Below are 13,626 nucleotides of genomic sequence, written 5' to 3'. Positions count from 1 at the left end.
TGAAAAACAGTATTTCATGAAGCTCGGGGCTGTCTAGGAAACCCGGGGCGATTCACTTCACCACGGTGGAAGTGCCGGAAAACGCTCAAGGCTGGCGTTACCACCGCTGGTTTAGATTTGCGAAAAAAACCTGATTTATCAACGAGGAGGGAAAATTCGATGGAGGAGATATATGACAGAACAGACTGATCGGGGGAAAGCATTTCGCTCGGCCATCGCCGCCTTCATCGATGGGCGGCGGGAGGCCAAGCTGAAAGGCAAGGAGGATGACGCGGATATCGCGTCGAAGTACGACTACGCAACATGGCTGGCAGATGCGGCTCGCCGGGTTGGTCAGATTCAAGCCGTCACGCATGTACTGAAGGCAACACATCCGGATGCGCGTGGCACCAGCCTGCACGTCAAGCCCGAAACGCTTCACCCGCATGCAGAGATCGGCAGCCACACATTGGCGGAGGAGCTTCGCGACTGGATGCCTGGCTATCGCTGGCACGCATCAACTGGCGCTACGCCGCTCCGCAAGACGGAGAGCACGGCAAAGGCGCCTGGCAACACGATCGTTCTGGCCTGGGCTGGGTGGTGCCTATTCCCGTAGGCTACGGCGCGCTCGGGGAAATGCACGACGCCGGTTCAGTCGCCAATGCGCGCGATACAACGACGCCTTTTCGCTTCGTTGAAAGCCTCTACTCGGTCGGCCAATGGCTCAGCCCCCACCGGCTGGAGCATGCAGAACAGCTCCTCTGGTACGCAGCTAGCCAGCCCGACGCCGGCCGTTACCGCTGCTGCAACGACTATCGCTCCGCCACCGACGCGGACGAATCTGACTACGACTTCTGAAAACTTCGATCACGAAAAGGAATTTCATCATGGCTGAAACCATCACCCTCAAGACCGCTTCCGTCCTCGCTTTCGAACGCAAGCTCGATCCTTCCGATGCGCTTTTCCATGCCGGCAAGTGGGCCGAGCGCCAGCAGTCCGATGCCTGGCAACCGGTCGGCATCAATGAGAAGTCGGTGCGCGGCACGATCTCCAACCGCCTCAAGACCAAGGATCAGGACCCGGCCAAGCTCGATGCCGTCATCGAGAATCCCAACCTGCAGACCGTCGATGTTGCCGCCCTACCGGCCGAGGCCGACACCCTGCGCGTGCGCTTCACCCTGCGCGTGCTGGCCGGCACCGGCAAGCCTTCGGCCTGCAACGATGCCGACTACCAGAAAGCCCTGCAGGCGACCGTCGCAGGCTATGTGCAGCAGCATGGCTTTGGCGAACTCGCTAAACGCTATGCTGCAAATCTGGCCAATGGCCGTTTCCTGTGGCGCAACCGCATCGGCGCCGAGCAGGTGGAAGTGCAGGTCCGCCGCCTGCAAGACGGCCACGCCGCACAGAGCTGGATTTTCGATGCGCTGGCCTTGTCCCTGCGCGGATTCGAGGTCGGCAACACCGCCCTTGAAGAACTCGGCGCCCTGATCGCCAGCGGCCTCGCAGGCGAAGCGCATGTGCTGCTGGAAGTGAGTGCTTTCGTGCGCCTGGGTGCGGGGCAGGAAGTCTTCCCCTCGCAGGAACTGATCCTCGACCGTGGCCGGGGCGACAAGAGCAAGACGCTCTACCAGGTGAACAAAGTCGCCGGCATCCACTCGCAAAAAATCGGCAATGCCCTACGCACCATCGACACCTGGTATCCAGACGCAGCCGAACTCGGCCCCATTGCTGTCGAACCGTATGGCTCGGTCACCACGCAGGGCAAGGCCTACCGGCAGCCCAAGGACAAGGTCGATTTCTACAACCTGCTCGACAACTGGGTGCTCAAGGGCAAGGCGCCCGCCAATCCCGATGACCAGCATTTCGTCATCGCCGTGCTGATCCGGGGCGGTGTGTTCGGCGAGGCCAACTGAGATGGACCACTACATCGACCTGCGAGTCCGGCCAGACCCGGAATTCCCGGTGCCGCAGTTGCTCAACGCACTCGCGGCCAAGCTGCATCGAGCCCTGGTGGCGCTGCAGGCGGAAGACATCGGCGTCAGCTTCCCGCATCACAAGGCCAAAGGCTCAGGGCTGGGGGACATCCTGCGTCTGCATGGCACCGCTGCGCGTCTGCAAACCATGATGCAGTCCGACTGGCTTCAAGGCATGGCGGACCATGTGGAGCAGGCGGGCATTCTGCCTGTTCCGATGGGCGCTCAATTTCGCGTGGTGCGGCGTGTGCAGGCACAAAGCAATGCGGAGCGCATCCGCCGTCGCCAGATCAAGCGCCATGGCTGGTCAGAGAAAGAAGCGCGCGAACGCATCCCCGATGCCGTCGAAAAACGGCTCGATCTGCCCTGGCTCACCTTGCGTAGCCAGAGCACCGGACAGAATTTCCGGCTGTTCGTCGAGCACCTGCCCTGCCAGCCGGCAGCAAACCCCGGCCGCTTCAACGCCTACGGCCTGAGCAACACCGCCACCATTCCCTGGTTCTGACCCTTTTCCGGACGCTCCATGCAGGCCCTTGAAAAACAAGGGCTTGCGGAAGTCGTCCGAAAAAGGGTTTTTACAGGATAAATAACGGAAAAGCCCGGCACATCGGGCGTTTTCGCAGATATGCACCTACTTCACTGCCGTATAGGCAGCTCAGAAATCTCGGCTCTGATCGAACGCGGCCACTTCTGCCTTCACTGCCGTATAGGCAGCTCAGAAATTGATCATCGAGCCAGCATTGGTTATGCCGAACTTCACTGTCGTATCGGAAACATCAGAAATGCAAATAGATTTTTAAACCGCCACTAATAGCTGTATCCCTTGAGTATTGATGCCGGAATTGTTTGCGATAGCATGTACCGCTACATGTTGTTAACAACAATCGATAAAGCGCGTGGCCATGAGCCTGCGAGCATGAGGAGGCGGATCCGTGATGTGTAATCCTTTTTGGCGGGTTGTGCAGGTTGTGTCGTGTGTTCTCGCATTGGCAGGCTGCCAGCAACAGGAGGCTGGCGAAGCCGGTGCTATGACCAGTGCCCGCCCGGAGCTTCCGGAATACAGGGCGGTGGTGACCAATCCTTCCTTTTATGCCGTGCAGGCTGTGGAGGGCGGCGTGATTGCCACCGGGACCGATGGCGTCATGTGGCGTAGCGAGGATGGCGGGGTGAGCTGGGATATCGGTTCGCCTGGCCGGATTGCGTCGCTCCGGCGCATGGCTGTCGTGCCGGGCAGCGAGCGGATTGTTGCGGTGGGGGCCGATGCCGCCCTCCAGTTCAGTGATGACGGCGGTAAGCACTGGAATGTGATTGCCAGCGATTCGACGGCGGCATTGCAGGCACTTCATGTCGATCCGCGCGGCCGGCTGGTGCTTGCGGCCGGGGTCGATGGGCTAATGTTGCGCAGCGAAGATGGTGGCATGCGCTGGCAGAGTGTTCTCCTGCCGGCGCCGGCGAGCATTACCCGCATCGTTGCCGATGTGAGTGGACATTGGCTGCTGGCAGCCGGGGCGGCGGGCGCCATTTTCGTTTCGACCGATAGCGGATTGAGCTGGACGCCGGTGGATAGCGGTACTGGCGAGGCCGTGATCGGGCTGGTCGTCGAGCAGCGTAGCGGTGATGTGCTGGCCGGGCTGGGAGACGGCCGGATCCTGCGGTCGAAGGATGGTGGCGCGCATTGGTCGGCGGTGAAGACCGGGCTGGGGTATGTGCAGCAGTTGTTGCAGGATTCCTGTCAGCGGGGTGGTGGTGGCTTTCGGTGCCGACAATCGCATTGCCCGGAGCGAGGATGGTGGCCACAGGTGGTCCGTGGTGCGGGCAATGAAGGGGGAGGGCACGATTCTGGGGGCGGTGATGCGCGAACGCCGTATCGTGGCCGTGGGCGAAAACGGCCTGACCTTGCACTCCGATGATCTGGGCAAGCGCTGGCAATTCGTGCCGGCAGGTGAAAACCGCCCGCTCAATGCCGTGGCCGTGGATGCCAGGAGCGGCAATCTGGTTGCCGTGGGCGGCGGCGGCTGGATCACGGTTTCGAGTGATGGGGGCGAGCGCTGGCAGACCCGCAATCTGGGGGTGGCCGAGTATGTGCATGGCATCGTGCGGGATCCCGCCAGTGGCGAGCTGGTGGCTGCGGGTATCAACCGCACCTTGTCGCGTTCGGTGGATGGCGGGCGCACCTGGACCAGTGCGGTGATGACGCAGCTTACCGAGCCCGGCTATCTTTTCCAGGTGGCGCAGGAGCCGGTCAGCCAGAGCCTGATCGTGGCGGGCGGGAAGCAATCCTGGCTGCGTACGAAGGATGGTGGCCAGCATTGGGATTTCGAGACGGCTGAAGACGGTGCGGTCTATCAGGGGTTCATCAGTCATCCTGAAACCGGCACGGTGATTTTGTTTGGCGATGGCGGTCTGCTGGCGCGTCTTGAGGCCGGGGCCACGAAGGCGGTGCTGCTGCCCCGGATCGTCGAGGGTGCCTGGTTCCGGGGCGCGGTCGACCGCAGGAGCGGAACGCTCTGGATCTTCGGTGCGGATGGGGCTCTGGCCCGGTCTGCCGATGATGGTCGCAGCTGGGAACGTATCGATGTGCCCACGGATGCCACCTTCTATGGCGGCATCTTCGATTCCGCACGGCGCTTGTTCCTGTTGGCCGGTTCGCGTGGTGTCATCCTGCGTTCGGAGGATGAGGGCCGGACTTGGGCGAGCGTCGATAGCGGTACCGTGGTGCTGCTGGGGTCGATGATCGAGGATCCCTCCAGCAAGGCCGTGCTGGTGGCAGGGGCCAGCGGCATCGTTCTGCGTTCGCTGGATGAGGGGAAAATTTGGCTGCGCAGCAGCACCGGGAGCGAAAGCCTGCTGCGTGCCTTTCTGGTCGAGCCGGGTAGTGGTGCCTTGCTGTTGACCGGCCGCGAAGGTGTCGTGCTGCGCTCCAGCGATCACGGGGAGAGCTGGGATGCGCTGACCTCGAATACGGAGGCCAGGCTGAAGGCTCTGATCGCGGATTCCGAGACCGGCAATCTCGTTGCCTACGGCGATCGCATCGTCTTCATGGAACGCTTGGGCAGATAGCCTGACGGTTCGCGGCATCCGGAGTCGTGCGGGCGAGGCGCTCACGGAGCGCTTCGCACACATGGGTGACGACGCTTGCCCAGTCATCATGGCGAGGCTGCCGGAACAGGCGCATGCCCGGATACCACGGGCTGTCCTCACGCGCCAGCAGCCAGCGCCAGTCCGGCTTTGCCGGTAGCAGCAGCCATACGGGTCTGCCCAGCGCTGCGGCCATGTGCGCGACCGAGGTGTCGACGCTGATGACCAGATCGAGCGCGCAGATGGCCGCAGCAGTTGCCTCGAAATCCGGCAGCGCGTTGCGCAGATCGACGATCCGGCTTGCCGCGAACGGTGCCAGATCCCGTTCCCGCAGTTCGGGCTGGAGGCTGACGAAATCGACGTCCATCTCCAGGATCGGAGCGAGTTTTTCCAGCGGCAGGCTGCGTTTGTGGTCGTTACTGTGCTTGGCATTGCCAGACCAGACCAGACCAGACCAGGCCGACGCGCAGACGCCGCGTTGGCAGCGTCTCGTTCAAGTATTCCGTGAAGGTTTTGGCGAGCCCCGGCGGCGCCTGCAGATAGGATGCTTGTGCCGGAATGCTGTCGAGGCTTACGCCGAGCAGGCCCGGCAGATCGAGCAGCCAAGCGTGGAAATCGGCCGGTGGCAGCGCCTCTCCGTGAGGGATGACACGGCTCACGCCTTCCAGGCGGCTCATCAACGAAGTCAGCGAGGGCCATGTTTCGAGTATGACCTCCGCGCCCCGGCTGGCCAGTTGCGGTGCGAAGCGGCAAAACTGGATGCAGTCTCCCAGCCCCTGTTCACTGCGCAGGAGGATGCGTTTGCCCGCCAGTGAGGCCTGGCCATCCCAGGCGGGTGAATCGTGCACCGGCCCGGACATCCGGGCTTCCGGCGCGTGCACTCGCCAGCGATAAAGCGGCCAGCCGTGGGCGAAGTCGCCTTGCAGAAAGGCGCACAGGGCTTCGTTGAGGTGGGCCATGACATGCCCGGGATCGGCCTGTTGCGCAGCCTGGTAGCTGGCTCGGGCGTCCTCATACCGTCCGAGCATTTCGAATGCCGCACCCCGGTTGTTGAGGGTTTCGGCATTGGCATGTCCGGCTGCGATCAGCGCGTCGTAAGCTGCCACCGCGTCTTCGAAGCGCTGCATGGCGCGCAGCGTGTTGGCGCGGTTGAAGCAGGCTTCCGTGTAGTGGGGCCGCAGCCCAAGCGCCCGGTCGAAGCAGTCGAGGGCTTCGTCGAAACGGCGCAGGTCGAACAGTATGTTGCCACGATCGTTTTCCGCTTCCGGATAGGCGGGGCGAGCGGCCAGCACGCCATTCAGTTCTTCCAAGGCTTCGACGAAGCGGTCGAGCCGGCGTAGCGCATTGCCGCGCGTGACGCAGGCGCGCGGATGACCGGGTGCGAGTGTCAGGGCGAGGTCGGCCGCGGCCAGGGAGGCTTCATGACGGCCCAGACCGCGGAGGGACTCGGCGCGGCTCACATGGGCTTCCACGTTGCCGGCATCCAGCGTGATCAGGCGGTCGAGGCTGGCGAGTGCTTCTTCATGGCGGCGTAGCAGGTTCAGCGTATTGGCAAGATTGGCCAGCGCTTCGATGTCATCGGGCGTGTGCTGCAGCACACTGGCGATGTGCTCGGCCGCTTCTGCGGGGCGGCCGGTCTGGGCGAGGAGCACGCCCAGCATGTGCAGGCTGTCGACATGTTCGGGGTATGCCTTGAGTGCCAGACCGTACAGGGTTTCGGCCTTCGGCCACTCATGGGCCTGATGAGACTTCAGTGCCTGGGCATACCACTGGCCGGCAACAATCCCTCCTTGCCTGGAGTTGGCGGCTTGCTGTTTGCGTTTTCCGGGTTTCAGGATGTCGCTCCGTGAATGTTGCCAGCCTTCGGGGCCAGGCCGCCTTGCCATCGAATGAAAAGGCCCCGCCAAAGCGGGGCCTGAGTTACGCGGAGCTGCTCAGTATGACGTCACGTTGCTGGTCTTGACCACGCAGTTCGTGGTGTTCCACTTTTCACCCAGACTGGTGGGTTCCGCGCCGGTGTTGTTGCCGGTGTAGGTCACACAGACCTTCGGCTTGCCGGAGGAGTAACTCTTGATCTGCAGATTGGTGATCGTGGCCTTGTCACCGTAATTGGTGTTGATGCCGACCACGGCCGAATTGACGGTATTGAGCTTGACGTTGTCGATCACGACGTAACGCGCGCTGCCATTGTTGGAGCAGTAACCGCAGGAGCGATAGAGCTTGCCGATGTTCTCGCCATAGAAGCCGCCATAGATCTGGATGGTGGAACCCAGGCCATTGTGCTGGAAGACCTTGTCGCTGGCGCTGTAGGCAGAGCCGCCACTGACATACATCGTCGTGCCGGAGCCGCCTTTCATCGTTGCGGCGTCTTCGCAGACATCGGCCCATTTCACGTTTTCGAGCTTGCAGTTGCCCAGGCAGTGGATGCCGTCTGCCGCGCCACCGGCCTTGAGTACGACGTTCTTGATGGTTGCGCCGGCTTTAAGGACGAATACCGGCTGCTGGCTCTCCGATTGCCCGTCGCACGAGGTGCCCACTGTTGCGCCGCCGTAGTCGACCGTGCCGGAAATCGTCGTGGTGGCGGAGCTGGTGTAGGCACTGACCGTCAGGACCAGTCCGAGAAGAAGTTTGCTGTATTGCATGGTTTGTCTCCGTAAATGTTTCTTCAGAACGAACTTCGTGTGAAGCCGGAGCAAATGCCGAATGCCTTCATCATGCCCCGACAGCCGTCTTACTCTGGATAAGCTGGGAAATCCCGTCAAGGTGATTTGCAAGTCGTTCTCAATGGGTTTTGTGTTGCGATGCAGCGTAATTCGGTTCGGAAGTGAACCCGGGCAGCCAGAGGAGGCTTGAATACTGATTTTTTCTTCATCCGCGCCTACCAAGGCGTCTGGGCAAGGTTGTTGTCTGAGTGACAGTGACCGGTAACATTTTGTTTCTTTTTGAAACTTTTGCTGCTGTGCACAAATATGAGTGCGTCGAATTTAAAGGGTACGGGAAAGTACCTATTCCGGATAAGGTCTACGAAGAGAGTTTTCGCAGGTTGGCAGGATTCCGAAGGAGGGGGTATCGATCGGAAATTCCGAGCGCATGAGAAGTGAAGTGGATCAGATCGGCGATCCTCCCTTCCGCCCGGTTCCTGTCGAATCGGTTTCACCCCGGCATCTCGATAATGTCTTGAGAGCGGCAGGAGGAGCGCTTATTCATGCCGGCGCGCCGCGGGGCGCGACGCGCCGGATGAGGCCGGTTTCAGCTGATGCTTAGCCGCCTGGCCTTGGTAGCAGCTTTCTTGGGCAGGATGAGTTCCAGCACGCCGTCGGTGAAGCTTGCAGTGGCATGGGTTTCGTCCAGCGTGCTGCCAAGATCGAAGCTGCGCGAAACCTTGCCGTGGCTCCGTTCAGTATGCAGCAGGCGTTCGCCGTCCTTCACGCCCTTCTCGGTCTTGCGTTCGGCGCTGATGGAGACGACGCTGCCGTCGATCTGTACGTGGATGTCTTCCTTCCGGATGCCCGGAAGTTCGGCATGCAGGGTGTATTCCTTGTCGCTTTCGCGCAGATCCACCCTTATACCGGGGACTTCCGGCCCGCCACCGAATCCGACGGGGCGGATGAAGAAGCCGCGCAGAAGATCCTCGAAAGGATCAGAACGCACGATGTTGGCCATGATGCTCTCCTTTCCTTGTGTAACGGGGGGTGAGGACATCCCATCCCTCGGTACTGAATATGGAGGCCGGGCACGGGTGATTCAAGGGCTGGGCTGCTGCGGGCGATGCGGAAGCATAAGGATGGCGTCCTGGTTGCTCCAGGAGAAGCATTGCGCGGCGGCTTCCTGCCAGGGCTGCCAACACTGATCGCGGTGCTCGTCTGGTGCCAGGCGGACTTCGACGGGGTGGGGCAGGCAGAGGCTGAAGACGTGTTCGAGGTTGTGGGTGACGCCGGGCGCATAGCGGTGGCGCCACTGTTCGAGGATTTCGAAGCGATTGGTGATACCCCAGGGCAGGATCTGTTCCCGGGGGATATCCAGCCCGGTTTCTTCCCGCACTTCGCGCCAGGCTGTGTCGCTCAGGGCTTCCGTGCCTTCGCGGCTGCCAGTGACGGATTGCCAGTAGCCAGGATGGGCCGCGCGTTCGATGAGCAGGACTTCCAGTTGCGGGGTGTAGATGACGACGAGGACGGATTCGGGCTGCTTGTAGGGCACTGGCAGGGCTTTCAGGTGGGTACGTGGAGCCGGGGCAGGGCGATGTGTTCGTCGGTGAGCAGGACCCAGAACGGGATGCCTTGTGCCTGCCAGGTGACGATGACGTCCTGCAACAGTTCGAGCAGGATTGCGTGATCTTCGGGCGCGCGGGCATGACAGCGGTCGAGGCGGGTAAGGATGAGCAGATAGCCGTCCGCATCACACCCTCAGCCACATCAGGAGCAGCAACAGTCCAAGACGGAGGATACGCAGGCGCATGGAAAGATTTCCGTGGAGGTGCGCTTGCGAGTCTAGCAGCGAGAAGCGCCCTGCGCCGCGACTTCACTGGCGCTCGGGTGCCAATGTGTCAAAAGGGAAAATTATGTTTCCTGTCGGGCATTTTTCCTTGTTACCCCTTCAAGAAAGAGGATCTCTGGTCGTTATCTGCACGTACTGCCCATGCACATGGGCTGGAAACCGTTCTTTGATTCTGCAGGGAGAAAACAAGCGTGAAGTCGATACTTCTGGTAGACGACTCGGCCACCGTATTGCTGAGCACGTCGTCCATTCTGACCAAATCGGGGTATGAGGTGGCCAAGGCCGCCTCCGGCATGGAAGCGCTGGGGCTGCTCAAGGGCGGATTGATGCCCAATCTGGTGATTACCGATCTGAATATGCCGGGCATGAATGGCATCGATTTCATCAAGGCCCTGCGTGCCCTGCCGACGCACAAGTTCGTGCCCATTCTGTTTCTTACCACCGAATCCCAGCAGGTCAAACGGGCCGAGGCGAAGGCTGCCGGCGCTTCTGGCTGGCTGGTCAAACCCGTTACCGCAGATGAGCTGCTGAGCACCATACGCCTGGTGATCAAATGACCTTGCCAGAGCTGCTGCGGGCGGATTGCCGGGTGTGTCATGCCGTGCGGGTATTGCTGGCCTCGCTGGCAAGCCTGCTTCTGGTCTGCGTGCTGGCCTGGTTTTGTTATGCCCCCCTGATCGCCTGGTTCGGCGAGCATTCGGGGCGCGAGACGGCGTTGTTCCTGGTCGGTGTGGCGGTGCTGGTCGCCTTTAGCTTGCAATGTGTGTGGTCCTGGCTGTGGTATCGCGATCCGGCGTTCGGCCTGGCCAGCGAGCGACAGACGGTGGAGTCCGATTATTCCGCGCAGTGGCAGCAGCGCGTGGCCCCCGTGCTCGAGCAGTTGCGGGGCTTTCCGGCCGTGCAGGCCGTGATCCACCAGCAGTTGCAGACAGTGACCGACAGCACCGAGGCGGCTGCGTTACGCATCATGGAGCGGTTGCAGGCTGTGGATGCGCGCATCGAGGATCTCAACGACTACATCGCCAGCTTCCAGACCGAATCGCAGGACATGCTCGAATCTTCGCGCCAGAGCATGCAGGAGAACCAGCGTCGCGTGGAAGGCATGCAGCACTACATCACCGAGCGTGTGACGCAGGCGGGCTCCGAGCAGCAGCGGATCACGGTGATCGCGCAGGAAGCCCGCTCGCTCGAATCCCTGGTAGATCTCATCAAGCACGTGGCCGGGCAGACCAATCTGCTGGCACTCAACGCGGCCATCGAAGCGGCACGTGCGGGTGAAGCGGGGCGGGGTTTCGCCGTGGTGGCCGACGAGGTGCGCAAGCTCTCGATCCAGACCGAACAGGCCGTGACTCAGATCCGCGAAGGCATTCTCAAGGTGGCGAACAGTGTCGAGGAGCAGTTTTCCGAACGGGTCGCGCGCGATGTGCAGAAAGAGGAAGTGGGCGCACTGGAGGATTTCTCCGCCCAGCTCACCGAAATCGGTGCGCGCTACAGCCAGTTGGTGATGCGCGAAGGAGAAACGGTGGAGCGCCTGCGGGGCACCAGCGAAGCGCTGACCAGAAGCTTCATGGATGTGATGGCGGACATCCAGTTCCAGGATGTGACGCGCCAGCAGGTGGAGCACGTGCTCGGCGCGCTGGATCGTCTGGGGGAGCATTTCAGCCAATTGGAGCGCTTGCTGGCTTCCGGTGACGTCAATCCAGACGAACTGCATTCGCTGGCCCGGCATCTGGATGAGATGTATGCCGGCTACGTGATGGCCGAGCAACGCAATTCGCATGAAAGCGCATTGGGCCGGCAGGGCGCGGTGGAAACCGTGCGAAGGATCGAGCTTTTCTGAGGGAGATGGCATGAGCGCGGAACAACGGACTGCCTTGCCGCAAGTGCCCGTGGTACTTGAAGGCGGGCTGACGATCTACAACGCCGGCCTGCTCAAGGGGCAGCTTCTGCAGGCACTGGCGGATGCGCAAGGGCTGGACCTGGACCTTTCACGCGTTGATGAGCTGGATAGCGCGGGGTTGCAGGTGCTGGCACTGATCAAGCGTGAGGCACAGGTGGCAGGCAAGCAATTGCGCATCCTCGCGCACAGCCAGGCAGTGCAGGAGGCGATGAACCTTTTTGGCATGGCCGGCTGGTTCGGCGATCCCTTGCTGGAAACGGCAAGAGCGGAAAGGGGGGGCTGAGCATGGATCCGGTACGCGAAGCCTACATGGCCGAAAGTGCTGAGCTGCTTGCTGTGCTGGACGAGAGCCTGCTGACACTCGAGCATGACGCCGGCAACGATGAGCTGCTGAACGCTGCCTTTCGTGCGGCGCATATCAGACCAACCTGCTCGCGCTCAATGCTGCCATCGAGGCTGCCCGGGCCGGGGAGCATGGCAAGGGTTTCGCCGTGGTGGCTGCCGAGGTGCGCAAGCTGGCTGAACGCAGTCAGGTGGCCGCCCAGGAGATCGGCGAACTGGCCGGTGGCAGCGTGGAGCTGGCCGAGAAGGCCGGCAAGCTGCTCGACGCGATGGTGCCTTCGATCCAGAAGACTTCGGAACTGGTGCAGGAGATCGCTGCAGCGTCCACCGAACAGTCAGGCGGTGTCGGGCAGATCAACACGGCTTTGTCCCAGCTCTCGCAGATCACCCAGCAGAATGCTTCTGCTTCCGAAGAACTGGCCGCTACTGCCGAGGAAATGAGTGGTCAGGCCGAGCAACTGCAACAGCTGATGGCCTTCTTCCGTCTGGATACCGTGCCGGGGGTACAGCGTGTGTTGGATCGCGGCATGCGCAGCAGCTCGCGCGTGGTGCGTGCCGGCGGTACGGAAGATCCCGCCGAGCGCGATTTCGTGCGTTTCTGAGCCAAGGGGAGAGCAGCATGTCGAACATTGTTGCGGTGCAGCCTGCGCTGTCGGCTGCGCAGACCAACCAGTACCTGACTTTCCTGCTCGGCGGTGAGCTTTTTGCCATCGGCATCCTGTCGATCAAGGAGATCATTGAGTACGGTAAGCTCACCACCATCCCGATGATGCCCCAGCATATCCGTGGCGTGATCAACCTGCGTGGCGCGGTGGTGCCTGTGGTGGATCTTTCCGCGCGTTTTGGGCAGGGCGGCTGCGAGATCACGCGGCGCACCTGCATCGTGATCATCGAGATCGAGGCAGAGGGCGAACGCCAGGATATCGGCGTGATCGTCGATGCCGTGTGCGAGGTGCAGGAGATTCCGGGCGCCCATATTGAGCCGCCACCGGCCTTCGGCGCCAACATCCGCACCGATTTCATCGCTGGCATGGGCAAGCTGGATGAGCGGTTCGTGGTCATCCTGAACGTGGATCACGTGCTCTCGCTCGATGAGCTGGCCGCACTGGGTGCGCTGCATGGTAGCCTCGACGCGCGGGAAGGGGAGACCACGGCGGCCTGATGCATCTCGTCTGGCCGCAGGTTTCCATCCGCGTCATGTTCCGTACAGGCTCTTTTGCCATGCCCTCGATTCCGCTTCCCGGCTTTCAGCCCCCCGAAAGCATCCAGGAAGTCTTCCTGAACCCCGGAGGATTCCACTTCGGGACCACCGACACGCGCATCGTCACGCTGCTGGGATCCTGCGTGTCGATCACCTTGTGGCATCCGCGTCTGCGGGTGGGCGGCATGTGCCATTTCATGCTGCCCTCGCGTGGCGTGATCCCGGAAGGGGCCGGTTACGATGGACGGTATGGGGATGAGGCGATGAAGCTTTTTCTCGGCCACATCATGCGTATCGGTGCTGAGCCAGAGGCTTTTCAGGCCAAGCTTTTCGGCGGCGCCAACATGTTTGCCGACATGGCGCAGCGCTGCGAGATCAACGTTGGGGAGCGCAACATCGAGATGGGGCTGCTGCAGCTCGAACGCTACGGTATCCCGCTGGTGGCCAAGCATCTGGGGGGCGAAAGCCACCGCAAGCTGATGTTCGATGTGTGGAGCGGAGACGTCTGGCTCAAATCGGAGCAGGGGCGTAAGCCGCGTTGAGTGAGGCCGGCTTGGGAAAATAATTACTGCCCGCCCATGCTTGCAGACTAGGGCGTGTTCATAGTAGCCAGATATAGGCGCATGCGAGATGCAAGAAGGCGCTGAAACGACTGGCCA

General features: G+C 61.7%; 17 protein-coding genes and 1 pseudogene. 12 read left to right on the top strand and 6 right to left on the bottom strand.

The window, feature by feature from the left end:
- The first annotated feature begins 172 nt into the window (after positions 1-172).
- The 6 genes from BGI27_RS18305 (at position 173) to BGI27_RS16010 (ending at position 5,012) form a co-directional block, all read left to right on the top strand.
- Complete coding sequence (locus BGI27_RS18305) at positions 173-595, top strand: type I-F CRISPR-associated protein Csy1 (RefSeq protein WP_223871860.1); 423 nt, start codon at positions 173-175, stop codon at positions 593-595.
- On the top strand, positions 487-837 hold the full coding sequence (locus tag BGI27_RS16025) for a type I-F CRISPR-associated protein Csy2 (RefSeq protein WP_223871861.1): 351 nt from the start codon (positions 487-489) through the stop codon (positions 835-837). Before BGI27_RS18305 ends, BGI27_RS16025 begins: the two co-directional genes overlap by 109 nt.
- 29 nt (positions 838-866) lie before the next feature.
- Positions 867-1,892 carry a type I-F CRISPR-associated protein Csy3 gene (csy3, locus tag BGI27_RS16020; protein ID WP_095525820.1) on the top strand — a complete coding sequence of 342 codons (1,026 nt, stop codon included), beginning with the start codon at positions 867-869 and terminating at the stop codon, positions 1,890-1,892.
- Position 1,893: 1 nt separating this feature from the next.
- The gene (gene cas6f, locus BGI27_RS16015) at positions 1,894-2,457 is read left to right on the top strand and encodes a type I-F CRISPR-associated endoribonuclease Cas6/Csy4 (RefSeq protein WP_095525819.1); all 564 of its coding nucleotides are present in this window, start codon (positions 1,894-1,896) and stop codon (positions 2,455-2,457) included.
- Positions 2,458-2,980: 523 nt separating this feature from the next.
- Positions 2,981-3,862, top strand: a complete 882-nt coding sequence (locus BGI27_RS18300) for a sialidase family protein (RefSeq protein ID WP_223871859.1) — start codon at positions 2,981-2,983, stop codon at positions 3,860-3,862.
- Complete coding sequence (locus BGI27_RS16010) at positions 3,759-5,012, top strand: WD40/YVTN/BNR-like repeat-containing protein (protein ID WP_223871858.1); 1,254 nt, start codon at positions 3,759-3,761, stop codon at positions 5,010-5,012. The genes BGI27_RS18300 and BGI27_RS16010 overlap by 104 nt, the downstream gene beginning before the upstream one ends.
- On the opposite strand, the gene BGI27_RS16005 is transcribed toward BGI27_RS16010, so the two are convergent.
- The 6 genes from BGI27_RS16005 to BGI27_RS18925 all read right to left on the bottom strand — a co-directional run bounded on the left by BGI27_RS16005 (position 4,990) and on the right by BGI27_RS18925 (position 9,406).
- Complete coding sequence (locus BGI27_RS16005; RefSeq protein ID WP_095525816.1) at positions 4,990-5,397, bottom strand: glycosyltransferase family 9 protein; 408 nt, start codon at positions 5,395-5,397, stop codon at positions 4,990-4,992. The genes BGI27_RS16010 and BGI27_RS16005 overlap by 23 nt on opposite strands.
- 49 nt (positions 5,398-5,446) lie before the next feature.
- Positions 5,447-6,916, bottom strand: a complete 1,470-nt coding sequence (locus BGI27_RS16000; RefSeq protein ID WP_095525815.1) for a tetratricopeptide repeat protein — start codon at positions 6,914-6,916, stop codon at positions 5,447-5,449.
- Positions 6,917-6,964: 48 nt separating this feature from the next.
- Positions 6,965-7,672, bottom strand: coding sequence for a pectate lyase (locus BGI27_RS15995; RefSeq protein ID WP_095525814.1), 708 nt, complete (start codon positions 7,670-7,672; stop codon positions 6,965-6,967).
- A 607-nt stretch (positions 7,673-8,279) separates the two neighbouring features.
- Positions 8,280-8,693, bottom strand: coding sequence for an Hsp20/alpha crystallin family protein (locus BGI27_RS15990; protein ID WP_095525813.1), 414 nt, complete (start codon positions 8,691-8,693; stop codon positions 8,280-8,282).
- Positions 8,694-8,774: 81 nt separating this feature from the next.
- On the bottom strand, positions 8,775-9,227 hold the full coding sequence (gene nudB / locus BGI27_RS15985; protein WP_223871857.1) for a dihydroneopterin triphosphate diphosphatase: 453 nt from the start codon (positions 9,225-9,227) through the stop codon (positions 8,775-8,777).
- Positions 9,228-9,238: 11 nt separating this feature from the next.
- Positions 9,239-9,406: a hypothetical protein gene (locus tag BGI27_RS18925; RefSeq protein WP_420886945.1), complete on the bottom strand. Its 168-nt coding sequence runs from the start codon at positions 9,404-9,406 to the stop codon at positions 9,239-9,241.
- Positions 9,407-9,715: 309 nt separating this feature from the next.
- On the opposite strand from BGI27_RS18925, the gene BGI27_RS15975 reads away from it, so the two are divergent.
- From BGI27_RS15975 to BGI27_RS15950, 6 genes and pseudogenes are all read left to right on the top strand, one after another.
- Positions 9,716-10,081 (top strand): response regulator, encoded by a 366-nt coding sequence (locus BGI27_RS15975; RefSeq protein ID WP_095525811.1) that lies wholly within the window; start codon positions 9,716-9,718, stop codon positions 10,079-10,081.
- Positions 10,078-11,364 carry a methyl-accepting chemotaxis protein gene (locus BGI27_RS18720; RefSeq protein WP_095525810.1) on the top strand — a complete coding sequence of 429 codons (1,287 nt, stop codon included), beginning with the start codon at positions 10,078-10,080 and terminating at the stop codon, positions 11,362-11,364. Before BGI27_RS15975 ends, BGI27_RS18720 begins: the two co-directional genes overlap by 4 nt.
- Positions 11,365-11,374: 10 nt before the next feature.
- A complete protein-coding gene (locus BGI27_RS15965; RefSeq protein WP_095525809.1) occupies positions 11,375-11,707 on the top strand; it encodes an STAS domain-containing protein in 333 nt (110 codons plus the stop codon).
- Between the two features lie 130 nt (positions 11,708-11,837).
- A pseudogene (locus BGI27_RS15960) lies at positions 11,838-12,368 on the top strand (methyl-accepting chemotaxis protein); the annotation flags it as partial.
- A 17-nt stretch (positions 12,369-12,385) separates the two neighbouring features.
- The gene (locus BGI27_RS15955) at positions 12,386-12,928 is read left to right on the top strand and encodes a chemotaxis protein CheW (protein WP_095525808.1); all 543 of its coding nucleotides are present in this window, start codon (positions 12,386-12,388) and stop codon (positions 12,926-12,928) included.
- The gene (locus BGI27_RS15950; RefSeq protein ID WP_223871856.1) at positions 12,928-13,509 is read left to right on the top strand and encodes a chemotaxis protein CheD; all 582 of its coding nucleotides are present in this window, start codon (positions 12,928-12,930) and stop codon (positions 13,507-13,509) included. Before BGI27_RS15955 ends, BGI27_RS15950 begins: the two co-directional genes overlap by 1 nt.
- Positions 13,510-13,626: the final 117 nt, after the last annotated feature.

Origin of the sequence: Candidatus Dactylopiibacterium carminicum (assembly GCF_014736495.1) — a bacterium.
GTDB lineage: Bacteria > Pseudomonadota > Gammaproteobacteria > Burkholderiales > Rhodocyclaceae > Uliginosibacterium > Uliginosibacterium carminicum.
This window is presented reverse-complemented; position numbering and strand designations above follow the sequence as displayed.

Excerpts from the sequence above, each read along its gene's own strand:
- cas6f (WP_095525819.1), top strand. The coding sequence starts at position 1,894 with ATGGACCACTACATCGACCTGCGAGTCCGGCCAGACCCGGAATTCCCG.
- BGI27_RS16000 (WP_095525815.1), bottom strand. The coding sequence starts at position 6,916 with ATGGCAAGGCGGCCTGGCCCCGAAGGCTGGCAACATTCACGGAGCGAC.
- BGI27_RS18300 (WP_223871859.1), top strand. The coding sequence starts at position 2,981 with ATGACCAGTGCCCGCCCGGAGCTTCCGGAATACAGGGCGGTGGTGACC.
- BGI27_RS15955 (WP_095525808.1), top strand. The coding sequence starts at position 12,386 with ATGTCGAACATTGTTGCGGTGCAGCCTGCGCTGTCGGCTGCGCAGACC.
- csy3 (WP_095525820.1), top strand. The coding sequence starts at position 867 with ATGGCTGAAACCATCACCCTCAAGACCGCTTCCGTCCTCGCTTTCGAA.
- BGI27_RS18720 (WP_095525810.1), top strand. The coding sequence starts at position 10,078 with ATGACCTTGCCAGAGCTGCTGCGGGCGGATTGCCGGGTGTGTCATGCC.
- BGI27_RS16005 (WP_095525816.1), bottom strand. The coding sequence starts at position 5,397 with ATGGACGTCGATTTCGTCAGCCTCCAGCCCGAACTGCGGGAACGGGAT.
- BGI27_RS18305 (WP_223871860.1), top strand. The coding sequence starts at position 173 with ATGACAGAACAGACTGATCGGGGGAAAGCATTTCGCTCGGCCATCGCC.
- BGI27_RS15995 (WP_095525814.1), bottom strand. The coding sequence starts at position 7,672 with ATGCAATACAGCAAACTTCTTCTCGGACTGGTCCTGACGGTCAGTGCC.
- BGI27_RS15990 (WP_095525813.1), bottom strand. The coding sequence starts at position 8,693 with ATGGCCAACATCGTGCGTTCTGATCCTTTCGAGGATCTTCTGCGCGGC.
- BGI27_RS15950 (WP_223871856.1), top strand. The coding sequence starts at position 12,928 with ATGCATCTCGTCTGGCCGCAGGTTTCCATCCGCGTCATGTTCCGTACA.
- BGI27_RS15965 (WP_095525809.1), top strand. The coding sequence starts at position 11,375 with ATGAGCGCGGAACAACGGACTGCCTTGCCGCAAGTGCCCGTGGTACTT.